Origin of the sequence: Myxococcus sp. AM010, assembly GCF_013372585.1 — a bacterium.
Lineage (GTDB): Bacteria > Myxococcota > Myxococcia > Myxococcales > Myxococcaceae > Myxococcus > Myxococcus vastator.
Map to the genome: position 1 here is coordinate 1 of NZ_JABXEO010000010.1, position 19168 is coordinate 19168.

The 19168-nt window shown below is 69.5% G+C and carries 18 protein-coding genes, 4 tRNA genes and 1 pseudogene; 8 read left to right on the forward strand and 15 right to left on the reverse strand.

Going from position 1 to position 19168, the window contains the following annotated elements; all coding sequences use genetic code 11:
* Positions 1-423: pseudogene (locus HV826_RS07760) on the reverse strand (serine/threonine protein kinase); the annotation flags it as partial.
* 146 nt (positions 424-569) lie between these two features.
* Here HV826_RS07760 and HV826_RS07765 point away from each other — a divergent pair.
* Complete coding sequence (locus tag HV826_RS07765) at positions 570-1472, forward strand: MaoC/PaaZ C-terminal domain-containing protein (protein ID WP_176416368.1); 903 nt, start codon at positions 570-572, stop codon at positions 1470-1472.
* A gap of 28 nt (positions 1473-1500) precedes the next feature.
* Here the strand turns inward: HV826_RS07765 and HV826_RS07770 are convergent, their stop codons facing one another.
* Positions 1501-2715, reverse strand: a complete 1215-nt coding sequence (locus HV826_RS07770) for a polysaccharide deacetylase family protein (protein WP_176416369.1) — start codon at positions 2713-2715, stop codon at positions 1501-1503.
* A gap of 166 nt (positions 2716-2881) precedes the next feature.
* On the opposite strand from HV826_RS07770, the gene HV826_RS07775 reads away from it, so the two are divergent.
* Positions 2882-3454 (forward strand): hypothetical protein, encoded by a 573-nt coding sequence (locus tag HV826_RS07775; RefSeq protein ID WP_176416370.1) that lies wholly within the window; start codon positions 2882-2884, stop codon positions 3452-3454.
* Between the two features lie 16 nt (positions 3455-3470).
* Here HV826_RS07775 and HV826_RS07780 read toward each other — a convergent pair whose 3' ends face one another.
* From HV826_RS07780 to HV826_RS07810, 7 genes are all read right to left on the reverse strand, one after another.
* The gene (locus HV826_RS07780) at positions 3471-6293 is read right to left on the reverse strand and encodes an AAA family ATPase (protein ID WP_176416371.1); all 2823 of its coding nucleotides are present in this window, start codon (positions 6291-6293) and stop codon (positions 3471-3473) included.
* 284 nt (positions 6294-6577) lie between these two features.
* Positions 6578-7120 carry an HNH endonuclease gene (locus HV826_RS07785; RefSeq protein WP_176416372.1) on the reverse strand — a complete coding sequence of 181 codons (543 nt, stop codon included), beginning with the start codon at positions 7118-7120 and terminating at the stop codon, positions 6578-6580.
* Positions 7121-7141: 21 nt separating this feature from the next.
* A tRNA-Leu gene (locus HV826_RS07790) sits at positions 7142-7215 on the reverse strand.
* Between the two features lie 99 nt (positions 7216-7314).
* Positions 7315-7387, reverse strand: a tRNA-Asn gene (locus HV826_RS07795).
* Between the two features lie 6 nt (positions 7388-7393).
* Positions 7394-7464 (reverse strand) — tRNA-Lys (locus HV826_RS07800).
* Positions 7465-7470: 6 nt separating this feature from the next.
* Positions 7471-7545, reverse strand: a tRNA-Pro gene (locus HV826_RS07805).
* 130 nt (positions 7546-7675) lie between these two features.
* Positions 7676-7825 (reverse strand): hypothetical protein, encoded by a 150-nt coding sequence (locus HV826_RS07810; RefSeq protein ID WP_176416373.1) that lies wholly within the window; start codon positions 7823-7825, stop codon positions 7676-7678.
* Between the two features lie 1046 nt (positions 7826-8871).
* On the opposite strand from HV826_RS07810, the gene HV826_RS36670 reads away from it, so the two are divergent.
* From HV826_RS36670 to rhuM (HV826_RS36680), 3 genes are read left to right on the forward strand one after another with little or no spacing between them, the layout of a single operon-like run.
* Positions 8872-9267, forward strand: a complete 396-nt coding sequence (locus HV826_RS36670; protein ID WP_217918539.1) for a hypothetical protein — start codon at positions 8872-8874, stop codon at positions 9265-9267.
* A gap of 39 nt (positions 9268-9306) precedes the next feature.
* A complete protein-coding gene (gene rhuM / locus HV826_RS38010) occupies positions 9307-9498 on the forward strand; it encodes a RhuM family protein (RefSeq protein WP_368670869.1) in 192 nt (63 codons plus the stop codon).
* Entirely contained in the window at positions 9426-9617 is a 192-nt protein-coding gene (gene rhuM, locus HV826_RS36680) for a RhuM family protein (protein WP_217917298.1), read from the forward strand. The genes rhuM (HV826_RS38010) and rhuM (HV826_RS36680) overlap by 73 nt, the downstream gene beginning before the upstream one ends.
* Positions 9618-10121: 504 nt before the next feature.
* On the opposite strand, the gene HV826_RS07820 is transcribed toward rhuM (HV826_RS36680), so the two are convergent.
* The 4 genes from HV826_RS07820 to HV826_RS07835 all read right to left on the reverse strand — a co-directional run bounded on the left by HV826_RS07820 (position 10122) and on the right by HV826_RS07835 (position 13627).
* A complete protein-coding gene (locus HV826_RS07820) occupies positions 10122-10694 on the reverse strand; it encodes a ThiF family adenylyltransferase (protein ID WP_176416374.1) in 573 nt (190 codons plus the stop codon).
* Between the two features lie 9 nt (positions 10695-10703).
* Positions 10704-10952 carry a hypothetical protein gene (locus HV826_RS07825; protein ID WP_176416375.1) on the reverse strand — a complete coding sequence of 83 codons (249 nt, stop codon included), beginning with the start codon at positions 10950-10952 and terminating at the stop codon, positions 10704-10706.
* A 165-nt stretch (positions 10953-11117) separates the two neighbouring features.
* On the reverse strand, positions 11118-12425 hold the full coding sequence (locus HV826_RS07830) for a S8 family peptidase (protein WP_176416376.1): 1308 nt from the start codon (positions 12423-12425) through the stop codon (positions 11118-11120).
* Positions 12426-12568: 143 nt separating this feature from the next.
* Positions 12569-13627 carry a hypothetical protein gene (locus tag HV826_RS07835; protein ID WP_368670866.1) on the reverse strand — a complete coding sequence of 353 codons (1059 nt, stop codon included), beginning with the start codon at positions 13625-13627 and terminating at the stop codon, positions 12569-12571.
* A gap of 303 nt (positions 13628-13930) precedes the next feature.
* Here HV826_RS07835 and nfi point away from each other — a divergent pair, with 303 nt between their 5' ends.
* The 3 genes from nfi (at position 13931) to HV826_RS07850 (ending at position 17788) form a co-directional block, all read left to right on the forward strand.
* Positions 13931-14632: a deoxyribonuclease V gene (nfi, locus tag HV826_RS07840; RefSeq protein WP_176416377.1), complete on the forward strand. Its 702-nt coding sequence runs from the start codon at positions 13931-13933 to the stop codon at positions 14630-14632.
* A 196-nt stretch (positions 14633-14828) separates the two neighbouring features.
* Positions 14829-17174 carry a GMC oxidoreductase gene (locus HV826_RS07845; protein ID WP_176416378.1) on the forward strand — a complete coding sequence of 782 codons (2346 nt, stop codon included), beginning with the start codon at positions 14829-14831 and terminating at the stop codon, positions 17172-17174.
* Positions 17175-17281: 107 nt separating this feature from the next.
* On the forward strand, positions 17282-17788 hold the full coding sequence (locus HV826_RS07850; protein WP_176416379.1) for a DUF2267 domain-containing protein: 507 nt from the start codon (positions 17282-17284) through the stop codon (positions 17786-17788).
* 4 nt (positions 17789-17792) lie between these two features.
* Here HV826_RS07850 and HV826_RS07855 read toward each other — a convergent pair whose 3' ends face one another.
* A complete protein-coding gene (locus HV826_RS07855; RefSeq protein ID WP_255207939.1) occupies positions 17793-18164 on the reverse strand; it encodes a Mov34/MPN/PAD-1 family protein in 372 nt (123 codons plus the stop codon).
* A 10-nt stretch (positions 18165-18174) separates the two neighbouring features.
* Positions 18175-19164: a hypothetical protein gene (locus HV826_RS07860; RefSeq protein ID WP_176416381.1), complete on the reverse strand. Its 990-nt coding sequence runs from the start codon at positions 19162-19164 to the stop codon at positions 18175-18177.
* Positions 19165-19168: the final 4 nt, after the last annotated feature.

A 19168-nucleotide genomic window follows, 5' to 3' on the forward strand; every position in this document is an offset into this window, starting at 1 on the left:
CTGGGGGGCGGCCGGCTCCGGGGGGCTGTCCACGGCGGTCGGCACTCCCGCCCCGGGAGGCCTGTCCAGGTGGGTGGCGTGCCCGGTCGGACGGACCGCGGAGCGGGAGGGGCGTTCAGAGGGCTTGGGGCCCGATGGCGACGACGGCGCTGGCGCACGGGCCGTGGGCCGGTTCCCCACCCGGATGGGCTCGGTGGGGAGCGTGTCGTCATCACCGGGGCCCGCCGTCAGGGTGGACGTGTCCGTCGAGATTTCCTGCGCGACGGCGGTGCGCTGCGACGCCGCGCCAGGTGGCGTCACCCGCGCCAGCAACTGGGCGCACTTGCGGCAGCCTTCCGCATGTCTGCGCAATGGATTGGACTCCGAAGCATGAAGCTGTCCAGCGGCGAGCGCACGCGCGGTGATTTCATCAAAGCAGGACACGGAGGCAGCGTTCTCCCACGCCCCGTGTCCCCGAGAAAGGGGGGCTTTACAGTCCAAACTGCCCTTTCCTGGACTCTCTGCTTCACGCCGGGGGCCGAGCGTGCTGCCATGCGGTACGTCCGCCTGCGTCATCCTGGAGTCCCAACGTGTCCCACACTCCGCCCTCGCTCGAGCTCTCCCAGCCTCCGCTGCTCGCCATGGAGTTGCTGCGCGCCGCCGTGGCACGCCGGCCCTCGCGGCCCGGAGAGGTGCCCCGCCTGGAGGTGCGGGTGAAAGGCTTCACCCCGGACGCCAGTCAACTGGCCCGCTACCGGGAGGTGTGTGGGTTTCCCGAGGAGGACTACCTGCCGCTGCCGTTCCCTCAGGTGCTCGCGACGTCGCTGCACCTCACGCTGCTCAACCACCCGGCGTTCCCCTACCGGCTGCTGGGCATGGTGCACGTGCGCAATCGCATCCAACAGCAGCGCCGCCTGCACGCGGGGGCCCGGCTCTCCGTGCATGCCTGGGTCGAAGGCCAGCGGGAGGCGCGGCAGGGGCGCGAGCTGGACTTGCACACCGTGGTGGAGTCGGACGGCGCGCAGGTGTGGAGCGCCGTCACCACCATGCTCCGCCGCCTGCCTGGCATGGGGGAGCGGCCCCGTGAGGCGGGGCGCCCTCCCTCCTCTGACGAGGCGCAAGTCTTCGCCGACAGCCGTCCGGCCAGTTGGTCCGTCCCGGAGAACGCGGGCCGCCGTTACGCCCGGGCCTCGGGCGACTACAACCCCATCCATCTGTATGGCATCACGGCGCGCCCCTTCGGCTTTCCCCGCGCCATCGTCCATGGGATGTGGACCGTGGGCCGCTGCGTGGCGGAGATGGGTGAAGCCGCCGAGGCCCCCGCGCTCACGCTGTCCTCGGAGTTCCGCCGTCCGCTCCTGCTGCCCTCCCGGGTCATCTTTCAGACGGCGCCGCAGCCAGAGGGCATCGTCGCCTACCGGGTGATGGCGGAGGACGGGCAGCCCCACTTGCTGGGCCGCCTGTCACCGGGCGCGGCACTGACGGCGCGGTGACGATGCGCCTGCCGGGAGCGCGAGGACGTCACCGCGGCACGAGCACCACGTCATCCAGGTACAGCACCGGCTGGTCCGTGCCGGAGTCGTCCTGGAAGTAGAGGTCCCGCAGCGTGCCCGTGGTGGCCCCGATGTTGGAGAGGGGAACCGTCACCTGCTGCCAGCCCCCCGGAGCGATGGGCGCCCCCAGCGCGGTGTCCAGGCGGGTGGTGCCAAGCATCTGCGTGCCATCGTGGAGCACCAGCCGCACCGCCTGGCCTCCCACGCTGCCGCCGTGGACCCAGAAGCGGATGGACTGGTACTGCGCCAGGTCCAGCCCATGGTGGTGGAAGAGCAGGCCATTCCACGTGTCCGGCTCGAAGCGGATGGCGGCCGAGCCCGCATGGACCACCCCCGTCTCGTCGAGCGAGTGGTCCGCCCAGCTCCAGTTGGCGAAGCCGTTCTGCAGCGCGTCGGTGTAGACGAACAGGCCCGCCGTCAGGTCGGGTTCGGTGCGTCCCTCCGTCAGGGCCAGTCCTTCGGCCAGCGTCACGGTGCGCACGCCGTGCGTCTGCACGTAGTCGAGGATGTCCGCGAAGTGGGACGTCATGTACTCGGTGTCACGGGTCGGCGTGCCGTTGACGAACTCGTGGAAGACGAGGATGAGCCAGCTCTTCTCCGCGATGGCCTGGTCCACCCAGCCCTGGACGGTGCTGACCGGAACGGTGCGGGCCACGTCGTTGGCGCGCAGCTCGTAGACGACGGTGTCGCGGAAGTTGCGGCCCGCGTTCACCGTGCGGCTGCTGGCGTAGTGCTGGCGGATGACGTCGAGCACCGGGCCGTTCTGCAGGCCATACGGCACCACGAGGTTGGGGACGGCGGGCAGACCCAGCGCGCTCTCCAGCCAGTCACGTGAGTCCTGCAGTTCGGCAAAGAGCTGGGTCGGGGACAGTGACGTCAGGTCCGGGTGGGTCAGCGTGTGGCTGGCGATGTCATTGCCCTCGGAGACGAGCGTCTGGGCTTGCGCCAGCGACATGTAGCCGCCCCAGCCTTCGTGGATGGCCAGGGTGACGAGACCGTAGGTGGCGGGGATGTTCCGCGCGTTGAGCTCGGGGCGGGCCAGCGAGAACTGCGTGGCCCAGCCGTCGTCCAGGGTGATGGTGACCATCCCCTCGGTGAAGGGCGTCGCGGCGAAGGCGGGCACCGTCAGCGACAGGAGGAGCAGCGTGACGAACCTTCGAAACACCCCGTGCGGTCTGGACATGGTTTCCCCCACCACAGCGAGTCAGCCTCGCGCGGCATGATGAATCCGATACCAGACGGAGCTGACGTCAGGCAACCAGCCGGGCCCCTGGGCAAAAAGGGATTCGAATAGCGGTGCCCCGTGTTCGTCCGAGCCACGGTATGCCCTTGGAAAAGGAACTCGCTGCATGAAGAAAGTCGCCGCGCTCGCATGTCTGTTGGCCTTGTTGGGGGCGATTCCCTCTCAGGCCGCCGAGCTGAAGGACGTATTCGGCCGTGAGGTCCCCATCGGCAAGGGGCGGCCCACCCTGGTGCTGTACGCCAACCGGGGCTCTCGGGATGAGCTGCGCCAGCACGCCTACTCGTTCATCTATGACCTGCGCGCGGAGCGGCCCATCGTCCTGATTCACGTGGACCTGCGGGACGTCCCCGGCCTCTTCAAGGGCATGGCGCGGGGCGAAATCAAGAAGAGCCACCGCGAGTCCATCGAGCACATGCGGAACATCTTCCGCCAGCACGGCGAGGCGCCGCCTCCCGAGCTGGAGTCGTCGCTCTTCATGGTGGCGGACGGCAAGGGCGAGCCGCACCAGGCCATGGGGCTGAAGAAGGGGTTCGGTCAGGCCGTCGCCAAGGTGCTGAGCCCGTCGGGGCGGGAGCTGGCGCGGGGCCCTTTCCCTGAGAGCGCCCGCAAGCTTGGCCAGTCGATGGCCACGGCCTCGCAGAGCCTTTCGACGCTCCGAGTCGTGGACATGTCCCGCTGAGGCCTTGGGGCCTCGCTCAGCCGCCGGGCGCTTGGGGCTCGGTGGGTGGCCGTGTAATCCACGCGGCGATGAAGACGTCCAGCTCGCCGCGCAGGACGTCCTTCACGCGGGGAGTGCCGGCGCCGGTGCGCGGGTCCTCCACCCGGGCGCCCCGTCCCAGGTAGTAGCGCCGCGCCTCGTCCGTGTTGCTGCCCTGGCCGTAGACGACACGCGCGGCGATGTCCTTCAGCTCGTCAAGCTCCGTGGCGCCCGTGAGCGTGAGCACGCGTCCGGAGGACTCGTCCTTCACCGTCACCTCGGTGCGGACGCGCTGGAGGTAGGCGCCCTCGTGGCTCTTCATGGGCCGGCCCTGGACCTCCAGGTACGCCAGCTCCTCCTCGGAGAGCGAGCCGCCGCGGTGGACGCGCACGTAGGCCCGCTGGCGCTTCTCGTCCTCCAGCCGCCGGTGCATGCCCGCCTCGCCCGCGAGGAAGCCATAGGCGCCCGGGCCGGCGATGCGCACGACGACGCGCGAGGGCTCCTCCGCCTCGGCGATCGCGACCGCTTCGTAGCCGCGCCGCTGGGCCCAGCCCAGGTACATGGAGGCCAGCTCCTGCACCCAGGTCGCCTGGGCCTCCGCAGAGTCACTGGCGCAGATGTCCACCAGCGCCTCGGTGTCCTGGGTGGTGGCCCCGGAGGCGTGCAGGGCCTCCGCCATCTGGACCTCGCGCGCCACGTCCTCCACCTGCCGCGCCGCGGAGCCGAGCTGCACCTCGTTCTTCGCCTCCCGCACCAGCCGCCGGGCGAACAGGCCCGCGGCCTCCAGCCGCTCCAGTTCGTTGAGCTGCGCCTCCACGGTGCGGAAGGCGCGGATGACCTCGGCGGCACGCGTGGGGTCGTCCCAGAGGTTGGGCGCCTGCGTCTCCGCCAGCAGCTCCGCGCGGCGCTGCTCCAGCTGAGGCCGGCCGGCGGAGTCCGCCAGGGTGCGCGCCTTGCCCACCAGGCGGTCCATCTCGAACAGGAGCGACTTGCGGTCCAGCCGCCGCTTCACCGGTGCCGCCCGGGCGGACGGCAGCAGCAGCTGCGCGGTGGGGGAGGGCGGCGGCGCGGCGGGCTCCGCCACGGCGGTGACGCGGCCGCCCAGGCGGGCCTCGACGCGGACGGGGGTGCCTGGAGGCAGCGGCCTGCGCGCAATCTCCACGGCCAGCGCGGCGGTGAGCGTCTTCTCGATTTCACGCTGCAGGTAGCGCGCGCCGAACTGGGGCGAGTAACCCCGCTCCACGAGCAGGTCCACCACCGCGGGCGTCACCTCCACGTCCAGGGCGCGCGCGCGGATGCCCTCTCGCTCCAGCACGCGGCCGACCTCGCGCTGCGCAATCTTCCGGATGTCCACCTTGGACAGGGGACGGAAGTGGCAGATGGCGTCGAACCGGTTGAGGAACTCCGGACGGAAGGCCTCTCCAATGCGTCGGTCCACCTCGGGGACCATCTCCTCCGTGCGGCGCGTGCCCGTGAAGCCCATGCCGGACTCGCGGTACACCTCCGCGCCCACATTGGACGTGGCGACGATGAGCGTGTTGTTGCACGACACCGTCTCGCCGGCCCCGTTGACGAAGGTGCCCTCGTCGAAGAGCTGGAGGAAGCGGTCGTGGACGCTGCGCGCCGCCTTCTCGAACTCGTCGAGCAGCAGCACGGTGAACACCTTGCCGTCCAGCAGCGCGCTCAGCTCTCCCCGCCGCGTCTCCAGCGCCGGGGCCCAGGTGGCGCCGAAGGGGACGCTCTCGTCACCGTCGTTGGGGTAGTCCGCCATGTTGAGGCGCACCAGCCTGTCCGCGGAGCCGAACAGGTACTCCGCCAGCAGCTTGGCCAGCTGCGTCTTGCCCACGCCCGTGGGGCCGGCGAAGAGGAACACGCCCAGGGGACGGCGCGGGTCATTGAGGCCGGCCTTGAGCAGCGCCACCGAGCGCAGCACCGCGCCCACCGCGTCCGTCTGTCCGAGCAGCCGTTCGCCGAAGAAGCGCTCGGTCTCCTCCAGGTCCAAGGGCATCGCGTCGTCGACGACGAAGCGAGGCAGCCGCGTGGCCGCGCAGAAGCGGGTGAGCACGTCTTCGGGACCTACGTGGTCCTTGGCCGCGCTCGCCGCCTCCGCCGCGGTCTCCTTCAGCAGCTCGATGGCCTTGCGCGGCATGCGCTGCGCGAGCAGGAACTTGGACGACAGGCGCAGCGCCAGGTCGCACGCCGCCGGGTCGATGGGCAGCCGCAGCTCGCGCTCCAGCTCCTCCGCCACGCGGCCCAGCACCCAGCGGGCCTTCTCCGTGGGCGGCTCATGCAGGGGCAGCAGGTGGAGCCGCTCGGCCAGCGCCTCGTCGGAGCGAAGCAGCTCCTGCACGCGCTTGGGCTCTGTCTCGAAGATGAAGCGCAGGCCACCGGTCCGCAGCCCGCGCACGGCGACGGGCGCCAGGGGGCCGCCGAGGGCCGCGGGCAGGTCCCGGATGTAGACGATGGGGCGGGGGTGCCGGGAGAGGTAGGCCAGCAGCTCCTCGAAGCTCTCCGCCGCCTGACGCTGGGTGCTGCGCGCCAGGATGTTGGCGACGGACACCTCCACCACGCGTGCGTTCGCCAGCTCGGCGTCCACGCGGCCTTCGGCGATGCGCCGGGCCACCTCCTGCACCAGGGCGCTCTTGCCCACGCCGGGCTCACCGGCCAGCAGGGGATGCTTGCCTCCCCGCGTGAGCAGGCCCAGCACCTCTGTCACCGCGGCGTCCACGCCGTGTGCGGCCGGTAGCTTTCCCTCCCGCGCCAGCGCGGTGAGGTCGCGGTCGATGAGCCGCTCCTGGTCCTCGCTTTTCCTCGTCGCCATGCCTTGTCTGCCGCCCCCTCGCCGGGAGCGCACTCTAACCCCCTTGAACCGCGAGGGTGAGCGCGCAATCCCGGTCAAATGCAGTCCACGGGCAGGAGGCCGGCTGCGACTGCCTCGCAGAAAAACCGCCAGCAGCGACCTCCCGCCTGCTGGCGCGCGGGACGGCTGTCGGGGTGGGAGCCGCCTCTGGCGGACTCCCGGACCTCCTGAGCGCCTCCACCGCCGGGGCGGAAACACTCAGGAGGCGGAAGCCACCTCGGGTGGCTCCCCTTTCCCCCACGGCCTTACTCCTCCAACTCCACATGCCAGTAGGCGACGTCCCTGAGGAACTTCGACCAGGACATGGGCATGCCCTTCTCGAACATGAACGTCAGGTGCATCGCCGGGGGCAGCTTCTTCGGCTTCGCGGGCGTGATGCGCAAGGCCATGCGGGCCTGCTCCGGCGTCCGGTTGCCCTTCTTCTGATTGCAGGGCACGCACGCGATGACGATGTTCTCCCAGCTCGTCTTGCCGCCCTGTGCGCGCGGCAGGACGTGGTCATACGTGGCTTCGGGCCGCGACACCTTGATGCCGCAGTACTGACAGCGGCAGTTGTCCCGCAGGTAGACGTTCTCCCGGCTGAACTTCACGCCCTTGGGCCGCCGGCGCAGGCCGCGGATGAAGCGGATGACGGAGGGCATGCGAATCTCCACCGTCACCGAGCGCACGACGCGGTCCTCGTACTCCTCGACCACCTCGACCTTGCCCTGGAAGATGAGCATCACCGCGCGTTGCCAGGGCACACGCGCGACAGGTTCGAACGACTGACTCAGGACCAGCGTCTCCATGACACGGAGCCTCGTGGGTTGTGCCGGAAGCGGGAGTCGAACCCGCAACCTCCAGGCTCTGGACCTGGTGCCTCTGCCAATTGGGCTACTCCGGCGTGGGTAGTGGGTAAACGAGCAAGCCGCCAGGGAATCGAACCCTGCATGCCTGGATTTGGAGTTCAAGCTGCTCCCAAAGCGCGGCCTATGATGAACTGCTCCCCAGGAGGGATTCGAACCCTCGACCCCGCGGTTAACAGCCGCGTGCTCTGCCAGTTGAGCTACCGGGGAATGAGATACCTCCGGAGGGAGTCGAACCCTCGCCACCCGCTTAAGAGGCGGGTGCTCTACCGATGAGCTACGGAGGCGTGGTGTCTGGGTGGCAGGATTTGAACCTGCGGCCTCACGGATCCGAACCGTGCGCTCTGGCCAGACTGAGCTACACCCAGATAATGAAGTTGGCTGTGATTCGGGGCACTGGGAGTCGAACCCAGCGGGGCCGGAATGACAAAAGGCCAGGTCCCCTGATGGGAGCCCGGCCTCCGCGTTGCTTGGCACGCCGGTGACGGCGCGCGAGCTTCAGCAGGGTCCGGGCGGATGGCCACCAATCTGGTCACATCCCGCGAGGTACTTCGAGTCGAAGCTTTCGAGGGAGCAGGAGGCGGCGTCGAGCTGGGGCCAGAGATTGTTGCGCTTCATCGGGTTCGTCCGCATCGTCAATGTCGTCATGGTCGCCGCTCCTTTCAGCGGGACTCTACGGCGGGTGATTTTCGTTCCTGACAAGTCTCAATTATTTGAGCCTCACGGCTGCGCTTCATGTGCGAGTGGTGGGTGGCGGCCCCTGATCGTGTCCCTCCCATCGACGCCCGCGACCCACGCCATCACTCAGGGCGCGGCCAGATAACGCTTCTTGAGGACGCTGTAGATCGCCGACTTCGCGACCTTCTCGCCGGTCATCGTGAGGAACTGCCTCATGAACTCGGTGAGGTGAGCCTGCCCCGATTCCGTGGCGCTCCCGCACTTTGTGTGCTCTCCCTCAGAAGAGCAGGCAGACGCAGCAGGGCGCCATTGGAGGCAATCGCCCCGGGGGCTCGGGTTTCGAGCCGGACTCTCTCTCCAGTCTTTGACGACGGACAGGCTCGCGCCCTCGGAGTCCTCGCACCTGAACAGCACATCTCGTGAACCCGCCCTGTTCCACGCGCCACCCAAAGTGCGGGAGCGCGACGAAATCGGGGCAAGCCCAGTGTGGGGCTACGCCTTCGAGGTCGGCAGACACCTTCAGGAGGGCCGAGAGCCGTCGACCGAGGAAGCCGAGCTGGTCACGACAGTCTGCGCTGCGGTCGTCACGTACCTCGTGAAGAAGCACGACGCTGGGGGCCGCCCGTGACGAAGTCGACTGATAGCGGCGTGCGGATGAAGCGAGCAGCCGGAGGCTGTGGCCCAGTGCGTGCTCTTGGCGCACCCCTGGGTGCGCGATGGCGACGATTCGGGGTGCTCACCAGCTTCGGGTCCAACTGTTCGACGGGCTCACCTACACCCATGACGCGCCGACCTCTGTGCCTACGCCACGAGCAGGCTACCGCGTTTCATTCCTGTGGGTCGGGCGCGCAGCCCGGTGGATAGCTGTTCGGAAATGTCGGGACTTTTGTGGCGTCAAAACCCCCGACATTTCCGAACAGCGAGCGACGGGAGTGACTCCGGCCCCCCGCCGCGAGGGGGCCCCTGGGGTGGCTGCGGGGTCCGTTCAGCATGAAGTCCGGCACGGAGGTGATTGCATGGCATCCGCGCGCGCGCCGTGCGCTGACGAGGTGCCCCGCGCGCATGCACTCCCACGCGAACCGCTCCATCTTGCTGTCGCTCCTCCTGCCCTGCCTGGCGCTCGCGCAGCCCATGGACGACACGCCGCGGAGGACACGCCCACTGCGGAGGCGCCGTCGCTCAGTTCATCTGCGCTGCGCGAAGAGGGCACGCCCAAGGGCGAGTTGCTCCTCTACCAAGCCGAGGACGGGCGCGCGCGCATCGAGTGCGGCTTGAAGGACGAGTCGGTCTGGCTCACGCAGGCGCTCATGGCCCAGCTCTTCGACATCGGCGTCGGGATTGTGAACCACCACCTGAAGGAGATTTTCGCCGAGGGGGAGCTGGCGCCGGAGGCAACTATTCGACGCCATTGAATAGTTCGAACCGAGGGGCAACGTACCGTCGCGCGCGAGATCGAGCACTATAACCTCGAGGTAGGCCTCGCCGTCGGCTTCCGCGTCCGGAGTCATCGCGGCACTCAATTCCGCAAGTGGGCCAACGCTCGTCTGTCGGAGTACCTGGTCAAGGGCTTATGGGCCTGCAAACGACGCGGCCGGGAGGCGTGGTCCGCAAGGCCGACGCCGCGATCTCGAAGAACTACCTGACCGAGCCCGAGCTGCAGGTCCTCCATCGCATCGTGAACCTCTACATCGAGTTCGCCGAGCTGCAGGCGCTCGAGCGGAAGCCGATGACGACGCGCGACTGGGTCGACAAGCTCGGCTGAAGTCGCGAAGGCGAAGGTCGAGCGCGAGTACGAGCGCTACCAGGCGCTCCAGGACGCGAAACCGCGCATGATCGACGCCGCCTTCGAGGCGACAGCGAAGCAGCTCAAGAAGCCTGCCCAGACGCGCGGGAAGAAGGGGCGCGGCAAGTTGCTGTACCCTCGCGCTCCTGCTTCGCGGACGGCGCGCCAGGGCGCCCTTTGTCCGCGGGCCGCGCCAGGCGTCCCATCTCGCGCTCTGGGCACGTCACGAGCCAACGTGGGCGCCCTGGGGTGGCGGCCGGCCACGGGCTTGGCAGGCCGCCTTGGGGCGCTCGGGAGGTTCATGGGCGCTTGCTGAAGGGCTCCCTGCCTGCGCGTGTCCTTGCGGCAGACGTGCGTGAAGGGCCCTGGTGCCCCCGGTGCCGTCTTCGGCCCATTGGAGTGGACCGGGCGCGACACGGTGGCGCGACGAAGTATCGCAGCAGCGGGAGAGGTGGAGGCGCTGCGCGGGCGCGTGCAGGTGTGTCACTGGGCCAGGACCGAACTCAGGTTCACCAGCGAATCACGGCGGGTGCCGTGCTTCACGAAGTCCTGAATGGCGCGGGCCAGTGTCGCGGAGAGCAACCCCAGCAAGGGAAGGTGTGCGCCTCCTTCGCAGGTGGCCTGGCCCTGGGCATCCTCGGCATCCGGGGTGAAGCGCTCATCCCAGCGAACCAGTCCGAAGGTGCCGTCCGCGCTCACTGCCCCGTGGACCAGCGGCTTTCCCGCCTGGCGCGCGTAGTCGATGAGCACCTGCCGACTGTTCTGGTTGTCCATGCCGTCCACCAGCAGGTCCGCGCCACCGCAGAGCGCCTCAGCGTTGTCTCGGGTGAGCCGCACGCCGTGGGACTCCGCCTTCACCCCGTGCAGGTTGAGGAGTTGGAGCTTGAGCGCCTCGGCCTTGTTCTTTCCGACGGAGGGCTTCACGTAGGCCTGGGCGAACAGGTTCTTGGACTCGACCCGGTCGAAGTCGACGAAGACCAGGGTGGCCTTCAGGTTGCGGCACAGCACCGCAGCGGTGGAGCCAATGGCGCCCACGCCACAGAAGAGGATGCGCATGGCGGAGCCTCACCGGGACCCGAAGGGGACCTTGGGGCGCAGGTAGATGCGCTCCTCACCGCGCGCGCCCCGGAACCGGTCCACGACGAAGTGGGCGAACGCATCGTCGCGAAGCTGGCTCAGGTGGAGGCCGGGCGCTCCGCCGGAACGAACCAGCTCCGTCGCGATGCGGCGGATGTCGGTGTCGGGCACGGGGCCGTCCAGCTCCACCGGTACGTCCGCGGACATGCCGTCATAGGTGATGTTGAGCGTGGCCATCGTCGTGTGCGCCTCCTCGCGCGCCCGGCGGAGCGCGAGGGTGCGCCCGGTGGGGCTCACGCCGGGACGGCGATGGGGGCGGGCTCCTGACGATACCGGCCCGCGGCGTTGCCAGCCCGGGCCCGGCTCCCCCCCTCCAGGAAGCCGGGCTGCCGGAGCGGACACCTACCGCGGCTCGCTGCTGCTGACGACGGCGGGCTTGGGCAGGAAGTCCTTGAGCTGCACGACGGGAAGCCCCGGGAGCGCGGTGATGAAGCCCGAGTACGCCATCAGGTTGGGCGAGCACCAGCCCGGGTTGGACACCGTGTTCTCGGTGGCGTTGGTGAACACCGCGTTGGCGACCGCCTCGGGCTTCGCCGTGGGGTTCACCTCGAGGAACAGCGCGGCCAGCCCCGTCACGTGCGGAGTGGCCATGGAGGTGCCGCTCAGCTCCCGGCTCTCCCGGTCGCCGTAGTGCCAGGAGGACTGGATTTTGTTCCCCGGCGCGAAGACGTCCACGCAGTCACCCCAGTTGGAGAAGGTGGCGCGCTTGTCCTTGTTGTCGGTGGCGGCCACGGTGATGGCCTCCGGCGCGCGGGCAGGGGAGTGCTTACAGGCGTCACTGTCTTCGTTGCCCGCGGCGACGACGTAGGTGACCCCCGCGGCGATGGAGCGGCGGACCGCGTCGTCGAGCGCCGGGTCCACGTCACTGCCCAGACTCATGTTCGCGACGGCGGGCGAGACGTGGTTCCGGGTCACCCAGTCGATGCCCTCGATGACGCCAGAGGTGGCGCCGGAGCCGTCACAGCCCAGCACGCGGACGGAGTGGACAATCGCGTTGCGGGCCAGGCCGTAGGAGGCGCCCGCCGCGGTGCCCGCGACGTGGGTCCCGTGGCCGTTGCAGTCATTGCCCCGCATGCTGTCGCCAATGGCGTCGTAGCCGATGGAGGCCCGGCCACCGAACTCCCGGTGCGAGAAGCGCACACCGGTGTCCAGGATGTAGATGTGCACGCCCTGTCCCGTCGCGGTGAAGGTGTAGACCTTGTCCAGCGGGAGCTTGCGTTGGTCCATCCGGTCGATGCCCCACGTGGGGCCCTGCTGGCTCTCGGCGATTTTGACCACGCCATTCTCCTGCACGTAGTCCACTGCGGGGTCGTTCGCCATGGCCCGCGCCTGGGCTTCAGTCATCTTCGCCGCGAAACCACGCAACGCATTCTCATACATCGCGAATGCGGTGCCACCGTAAGCCGTGGTGAGGCCCGTCGTGGCCTGCTGGACCTCGACCTGTTCCAGGCTTTGGGCGGGTGACTTCAGGACGACAATGTATTCACCCGGAATCTTCTTTCGGACGGTGATGAACTTGCCGGGCTGCTTCTGGCCCAGCATGGGCCTGCTGGCCGTGCGGTCCTTGCAGGGCACCTGCCGCGATGCGCACGCCCCCATCAGCAACATCATGCCCACGGAGACGAACAGCTTCAGTGTGTGTCGATTCATGTTTTACCCTGAGGAATTGGTTGTGATGGGTAAAACTGGTGTACATCAAAAACGGCTTATTCTTGAATCAACCCGGAGGGATGAGACTGCGGTCCGTGATTGAACACGCCATGGCGCTCCAAGGCGCGATGTCTGGCCATGCCCTACCACGGACGAATGGTGGTTCCCCATCCGTACAAGGCGGCTTCCAGTGGACGTTTCCCAGGTCGCGACAGGATGTCGTTGATGCCCATCTCTCGTGCCGCGTTCACCAGGTGGGCATGCCACGCGACATGCGTGCCGGACAGTCGCGTCGCGGCGATGGCCAGCGCGCTCGCGCCCACGGAGTAGCCGCCAAGGGCGAGCGGACCACTGGCGGAGTCCTCCTGCCTCTTCACGCCGCGAGGCCACTCCCGGCAGGCGGCCAGCGGCAGGAGCGCGCCCGCGGGTCGAGCGCAGTAATCGCGCACCAGGGTGGTGGTGAAGGATTCCGCGGCGGGGTGCGCGGCCATGGCGAGGAAGGCGCCCGTCCACGCGAGCGTGGTGGCCCGTTGCGTACGCTCCACGGCGCGTCCCTTCGCGTCGACCCGGGTGGGGAAGCCCGAGGGCAGGGCGGACAGTTCCACTAGTCGCGCGATGAGCCGCTCTGCCGCGGCCTCGGAGGGGGCATGGCCTCGCAGCCGGGCATGGAGCAGCAGGGCCGCGGCGGCCGGGGCACTGTCACACGGCCAGATGGAGGTGCTGAAGCTGGGCAGCAGCAGTTGGTGTTCGAGCGCCGCCACGACCTGGTTGGCCAGGGCATCGAAGAGCGCCGTGGACGCGGCGTCCTGCATGCCCGCGCGTTCGATGCCCGCGAGCATCAGCAGCACATAGCCTCGGTAGAGGATGCTCCGTGGCAGGGCATGGCCCAGGACGAAGTCCGCCCCACCGCGCATGAAGGGGGCCCGGGCCCGTCCCAGCGCGTCTCCGAGGAGCGCATGGAGTCTTCGTCGCGTGTCCGGCAGGGGATGGCCGTCCAGCGCCGCCTGAACGAGGATGAAGGACAGGTGGCCATCGCAGAGGAGCTGTGACTCGATGAAGCGGCGCTTCGCATCGCCGAGCAACTTTGGTGCGCACCCCTTGCCGAGGATGCGCTGCTCCAGTGCGTCCAGCGCGGATGCGGAGCGCTGCCCGTTTCCCTTCGATGTGGAGGGAGGCCGCGGCGGTGCGGAGTCGTTGCCCACCGGACCCTCCGCGCTTGTGCTGGTGGCCAGGCCTGCACAGAGCGCCAGGAGGGGAAGGCCTGTCCGGCGGAAGCGGGCGAGGGTGTTTCGTGGCATGCGCGGGGAGCTGAGCACGCACGCGCCCGGCTGATGCCACCCGGTGGGCTCGCCGGTCGTCAGGGCCGGCTCAGCGGTTCCTTCTCGCGCGTGGGGCGTCGCGGGCTCCAGGGGCGGCACGGCCCGTTCACCAGTCCACGCTGAGGGGACGTCGTGGGTTGCCCTTGAAGTCAGGCCCTTCAAATTGGCAGTGGAGGTTGCGCGTGCATGGAGCTTCAGCCCGAGGTGGGCAGGTGGGACGTCACGCCTTCGGAGGCGGTGGAGTTGCAGCGCCGGCTGCGTGAGCAACTGGTGCTCCGGCCGCCCCCCGGGCTGAAGGTGGAGCGCATCGCGGGCGCGGACATCTCCACGGAGAAGGGGAATGACACGGGCTTTGGCGGGCTCGTCGTCCTGGACGTGGAGACCTTGGCGCCGGTGGCACAGGCTGGGGCAGCGGTGACGTTGCACTTTCCCTACGTGCCGGGCCTGCTGTCCTTCCGCGAGCTGCCCATCATCGCCGCTGCCTGGGAGCGGCTCACGGTGCGCCCCGATGTGGTCATCTTCGATGGACACGGCACCGCCCACCCCCGGCGCATGGGGATTGCGTGTCACGGGGGGCTGCTGTTCGAAGTGCCCTCCATCGGCTGCGCCAAGTCCCTGCTGGTGGGGACGCACGGGCCGCTGGGCGCGGCGAGAGGCTCCACCGCGCCCCTCATGCACAAAGGCGAGGTCGTGGGCATGGCGGTGCGCACGCGCAAGGGCGTGCAGCCCGTCTACGTGTCCCCGGGCCACCTGATGGACCTCCCCACGGCGGTGGAGTGGGTACTCAAGGTGAGCCCGAAGTACCGCGAGCCGGAGACCACACGGCATGCGCACCGGCTGGTCAACGCGCTCCGTCGCGCGGACGGAGAGGCCGCCGAGCTGGAGTAGGTCCCCGGCCTCTGAGTTTGACCGCCGTCCCAACCGCCTCTATGTCCGCGGGTGGCTCCAGTGCTGGGGCCTCACGGAACGGCGGTCCGGGCGTCTGTCTCCCTGGCCGCCCTTTCCCGCCAGCCCGTACTGGCGGTAGCACCCCAGGCTGCGAAGAGGGGCTGGGCCAGGGCGGGAGATGTCATTGGGAGCGCCAATGCGGAGGTTGTCGTCACCTTGGAGTGAGCTGGCGTCGCATTACGCCGTGGTGGTGGTGGGCTCGGGGTACGGCGGGGCCATCTCCGCCAGCCGGTTGGCGCGCGCGGGCCAGCAGGTCTGTGTCCTGGAGCGAGGCCGGGAGCTCCTGCCCGGTGACTACCCGCGCACGGACGCCGAGTTCATGTCGGAGTTCCAGGTTCACTTCGACCCCGAGGCCGCCGCCGACGTGGGCAGTCCGACGGCCCTGTTCGAGCTCCACCGGGGCGGGGACGTCTCCGTCGTCACGGGCTGCGGCCTGGGCGGGACGTCGCTCATCAACGCCAACGTGGCCATGCGGCCAGACCCTCGCGTGTTCCTGGACGCGCGTTGGCCGGACGCGTTCCGCGCCGACGTGGACGGCTTGCTGGAGGACGGCTTCGCCTGGGCCGAGCACATGCTGCGGCCGTTGCCCTATCCGGAGTCCGCGCCGCCGCTGGCCACGTTGTCGGCGCTGGCGAAATCGGCGGAGAAGCTGGGCGGCACCTTTCGCCGGCCGCCCCTGGCCGTCACCTTCGAGGAGGGCGTCAACGCCGCGGGGGTGCGTCAGGGCGCTTGCACGTTGTGCGGTGACTGCATGACGGGCTGCAACTTCGGCGCGAAGAACTCCGTGCTGATGAACTACCTGCCGGACGCGCACCGCCATGGGGCGAAGCTCTTCACCGAGGTGGGCGTTCGCTACCTGGCGCGCGAGGGTGCCCGGTGGCGCGTGTATTACCGGCCGATGAACGCCGGCCGCGAGCGCTTCGATGCGCCAGACCTGTGGTTGACCGCCGACCGCGTCATCCTCGCGGCGGGGACCATGGGCACCGCGGAGCTCCTGCTGCGCTCGAAGGCGCTGGGGCTGTCCCTCTCTGGACGTCTGGGCCAGCGCTTCAGCAACAACGGGGACGTGATGGCCTTTGGCTACAACACGGACGTCCCGGTCCACGGCGTGGGCCTGGGAGAGGCGCCCTCCGCGGGGCGCGAGCCCGTGGGCCCCACCATCAGCGGCATCATCGACGACCGGGCCACGCTGCGGCAGGAAGACGGGATGATCATCGAGAACGGCGCGATTCCCGCCGCGCTCGCGCGTCCCGTGACGGCGCTGCTCGCCGCGGCGTCAGCCATCGCCGGGCAGGACACGGACCGGGGCGTCATCGGCCGCGTCGGGGAGCTGGCGCGCATCGCGGACAGCGCCGTGCGAGGGCCGTACCACGGGGCCATGCGCAACACGCAGACGTTCCTCGTGATGTCCCATGATGACGGCGCGGGCGAGCTGCGCCTGTCGGGCGACCGGGTCCGCGTCCACTGGCCGGAAGCAGGGCGGCAGGCCGTCTTCACGCGGGTGGACGAACGCCTGCGCCGCGCCACGGAGGCGCTGGGCGGAACCTTCGTGCGCAACCCGCTCTGGAACAAGCTCACCGGCCACGAGCTGCTGTGCACCCATCCGCTGGGCGGGTGCGCCATGGGCGAGCGCGCGGAAGACGGCGTGGTGGACCACGAGGGCCGCGTCTTCGCGGGAGCCGAGGGCACGGAGGTCCACGAGGGCCTCTACGTCAGCGACGGCTCCGTGATTCCGAGGCCGCTGGGCATCAACCCGCTGCTCACCATCTCCGCAGTGGCCGAGCGCACCGTGGCGCTGATGGCCCGGCGGCACGGCTGGAGCGTGGACTACTCGCCGGTTCCGGAGGCCCCGGGGCCTCGGCCCGCGCAGCCCCTGGCCGTTCAGTTCACCGAGACGATGTACGGCTACATCTCCGCGGGCGCCGACGAGGACTTCCTGCGAGCTGGGGACCCCGCGCGCCGGGAGACGTCGCCCTTCCGCTTCATCGTCACGGTGGACTCACGGGACCTGGAGGAGACACTCTCGCATCCGCTGCATCCCATGCAGTTGTCGGGCTGTGTGGTGGCGCCCGTGCTGTCCTCCCGTCCGATGACGGTGGAGCAGGGCGTGCTGCACCTGATGACCCACGATGGCGCTCGTCCTGGCGGTCGGCGGATGCGCTATCAGCTCCCGCTGGTCTCCGAGTCCGGCGAGCGCTTCTTCGTTGACGGCTACAAGGACGTCCACGACGACGAGGGTCCGGACCTGTGGGTGGACACCACGCGGCTCCTGGTGTCCATCTACCGTGGCGAGGACGCCTCGGGGCCCTGCATCGCCCGGGGCTACCTGCGGCTCAACGCCAAGGACTTCGCCGTGCAGCTCTCCACCCTGCGGGTGCTCCATGCCCAGGGCACGGTGCAGCGGCTGGCCGCGCTCGCCCGCTTCGGACGGTTCTTCTTCGGGGAGCTCTTCGAGACATACGTGCGCGGCAAGGCCGCGTAGCGAGCAGGGAGGCGGCGGCACGGCCTTCGTGCCGCTTCGTCGTGCTCCTGCTGGATGGCGTGGGCACCGTGAGGCGCACACGCCATTTCATGAAGGAAGGACAGCCCATGCCCGATGACCGTGAGCAGGGAAAGGGCGCTCCGCAGGGCAGCGAGCGTCAGACCAGCCGCCGGGATACGCCCATCGAGGTCCGCAGGAGGTTGCGGCACGAGTCACGCACGAGCCAGACGTACTCGGCCTTCATCAAGCACCTGTGCGAGCGAGGCGGCATGTCGCCCGCCGTGGCCGAAAAGGCCGCGGTGTCCGTCCTCTGCGCCCTGGAGCAGCGAATCCTCAGTGAGGAGGCAAGCGACCTGGAGGACCAGCTTCCTCGCAAGCTGACCCTGCTGCTGCACCGCTGTGAGAAGCACGAGGAAGAGCTGCCTCCCAAGTTCCACCGCGAGCACCTCCTGCGTCGGGTCGGGGAGGACCTGAGCCTTCATCCAGATGCGGTGGAGCCGGTGGTACGCGCGGTGATGGATGCCGTCCGCCATCAGATATCCGAAGGGGAGTCCGAGGACGTCATGGGCCAGCTCCCGTCGGACATCCGCGACCTCTGGACGCGCACCGTCTGAAGGCTCACGCGAGGCCGCTGGGGGTATGGCGGATGCCGGAGGCGCTGCGCAGCGCCTCCGCCCACCAGGGCTCGGCCGCCACCAGGACGTCCCGGCCTCGCTGCCGCGCCACCATGCCCTCGGGCGCCACGACGGAGAAGCGCAGGGGCTTGCCGAGCGCGGAGGTGAGCGCGGCCATGGTGCTCTCATCCTCGGCGGAGAAGCCGAGCGGACCGTCGGGGTGGCTGTGCGCCACCTCTTCGAGGACGTCACGCAGCCGCCAGATGGCTTCCCAGCGGGCGCGTGAGTCAGGCAGTTGATTCGGGCTGTCGGACGCGTCGCACCACAGCACCTCGCCGCCGTGGCCGATGAGCAGGCAGACCTCTCGTGTGGACATGGCCGTCTCCTCAGGCATGTCGGGTTACCACCAGGACATCCGTTTCAATGGCCTCGCGGATGACGGACGGCAGGCTCTCCAGCGTGACATCCCCGTCCGCGCCGTCCAGGCAGATGCCCGCGTCCAGGACCTGGAGCGAGTCCGCCGCGACGATGGAGACGAAGCGCTCCCCCATGAAGGCATACGTCACCTCCAGCCGTTGACCCGCCAGCCGCCGCAGGTCCAGTGGACGCGCGCCCGCGTTCAACAGCGCCTGCTGTGCGCGCTGCATGCCATCCTCCCGCGCATTCCCGCGGACGCCCCGCGTCTCCAGACGGGCGATGCGCCGCTGGGCTCCCGCGAGCAGCTCCGCGGACCGGGTTCGTCGCTCGGCGTCCTCCCGCTCCTGCCGTGTCCGCGCCGCCTGGGCCTCACGTTCGTCGTGCAGACGGCGCAGGCATTCTTCCGCCGGAACGCGGCCGCCCTCCGCCACCGCGAGGATCCGTCCGCGGACCTCGGCGGGTGCGAAGCGGATGCCCACGTCGCGCGAGACACGCTCCAGCAGGGTGTAGCCAAACGCGGCCCGCAGGGGGGCACTCACGCCCCGAATGTGGGCGAGGGAGTGGTTCTGCTCCAGGGCGAGGCGTGCCGCGCCCTCCGCTTCGCTTTCGAAGTCCACGCCCTCGAAGAGCAGGGAGCCGTCAAACCATCGACGCGCGCTCATGGGCGCCAGGCGCGGCGGCTCCTCCTCCGGCATCAACTCCAGGGGCTCCGCCACGGCGCCCTCGCGCACCAGCCGGCGTCCCCAGGCATGGCCCCGCACGCGCGGCAGCGCCTCCAGGCACTCGGGCTCGGAGGGCTCACGCGGCGTGGCGTCTCGTCCCTTCACCTCGAAGCGCCACCACCCCGGGGTGACGGGGGTGGTGACACGGAGGCGTCGCGAGGCGGAGTCCACGGTGCCGCCGCCCAGATACGGCAGCACCACCGACTCCACCTTCCCGAGGAACTTCCGGTAGTCCACGACG

Excerpts from the sequence above, each read along its gene's own strand:
- HV826_RS07770 (WP_176416369.1), bottom strand. The coding sequence starts at position 2,715 with ATGTCCAGACCGCACGGGGTGTTTCGAAGGTTCGTCACGCTGCTCCTC.
- HV826_RS07775 (WP_176416370.1), top strand. The coding sequence starts at position 2,882 with ATGAAGAAAGTCGCCGCGCTCGCATGTCTGTTGGCCTTGTTGGGGGCG.
- HV826_RS07780 (WP_176416371.1), bottom strand. The coding sequence starts at position 6,293 with ATGGCGACGAGGAAAAGCGAGGACCAGGAGCGGCTCATCGACCGCGAC.
- HV826_RS07785 (WP_176416372.1), bottom strand. The coding sequence starts at position 7,120 with ATGGAGACGCTGGTCCTGAGTCAGTCGTTCGAACCTGTCGCGCGTGTG.
- HV826_RS07810 (WP_176416373.1), bottom strand. The coding sequence starts at position 7,825 with ATGACGACATTGACGATGCGGACGAACCCGATGAAGCGCAACAATCTC.
- HV826_RS36670 (WP_217918539.1), top strand. The coding sequence starts at position 8,872 with ATGGCATCCGCGCGCGCGCCGTGCGCTGACGAGGTGCCCCGCGCGCAT.
- rhuM (WP_217917298.1), top strand. The coding sequence starts at position 9,426 with ATGGGCCTGCAAACGACGCGGCCGGGAGGCGTGGTCCGCAAGGCCGAC.
- HV826_RS07820 (WP_176416374.1), bottom strand. The coding sequence starts at position 10,694 with ATGCGCATCCTCTTCTGTGGCGTGGGCGCCATTGGCTCCACCGCTGCG.
- HV826_RS07825 (WP_176416375.1), bottom strand. The coding sequence starts at position 10,952 with ATGGCCACGCTCAACATCACCTATGACGGCATGTCCGCGGACGTACCG.
- HV826_RS07830 (WP_176416376.1), bottom strand. The coding sequence starts at position 12,425 with ATGAATCGACACACACTGAAGCTGTTCGTCTCCGTGGGCATGATGTTG.
- nfi (WP_176416377.1), top strand. The coding sequence starts at position 13,931 with ATGGAGCTTCAGCCCGAGGTGGGCAGGTGGGACGTCACGCCTTCGGAG.
- HV826_RS07845 (WP_176416378.1), top strand. The coding sequence starts at position 14,829 with ATGCGGAGGTTGTCGTCACCTTGGAGTGAGCTGGCGTCGCATTACGCC.
- HV826_RS07850 (WP_176416379.1), top strand. The coding sequence starts at position 17,282 with ATGCCCGATGACCGTGAGCAGGGAAAGGGCGCTCCGCAGGGCAGCGAG.
- HV826_RS07855 (WP_255207939.1), bottom strand. The coding sequence starts at position 18,164 with ATGTCCACACGAGAGGTCTGCCTGCTCATCGGCCACGGCGGCGAGGTG.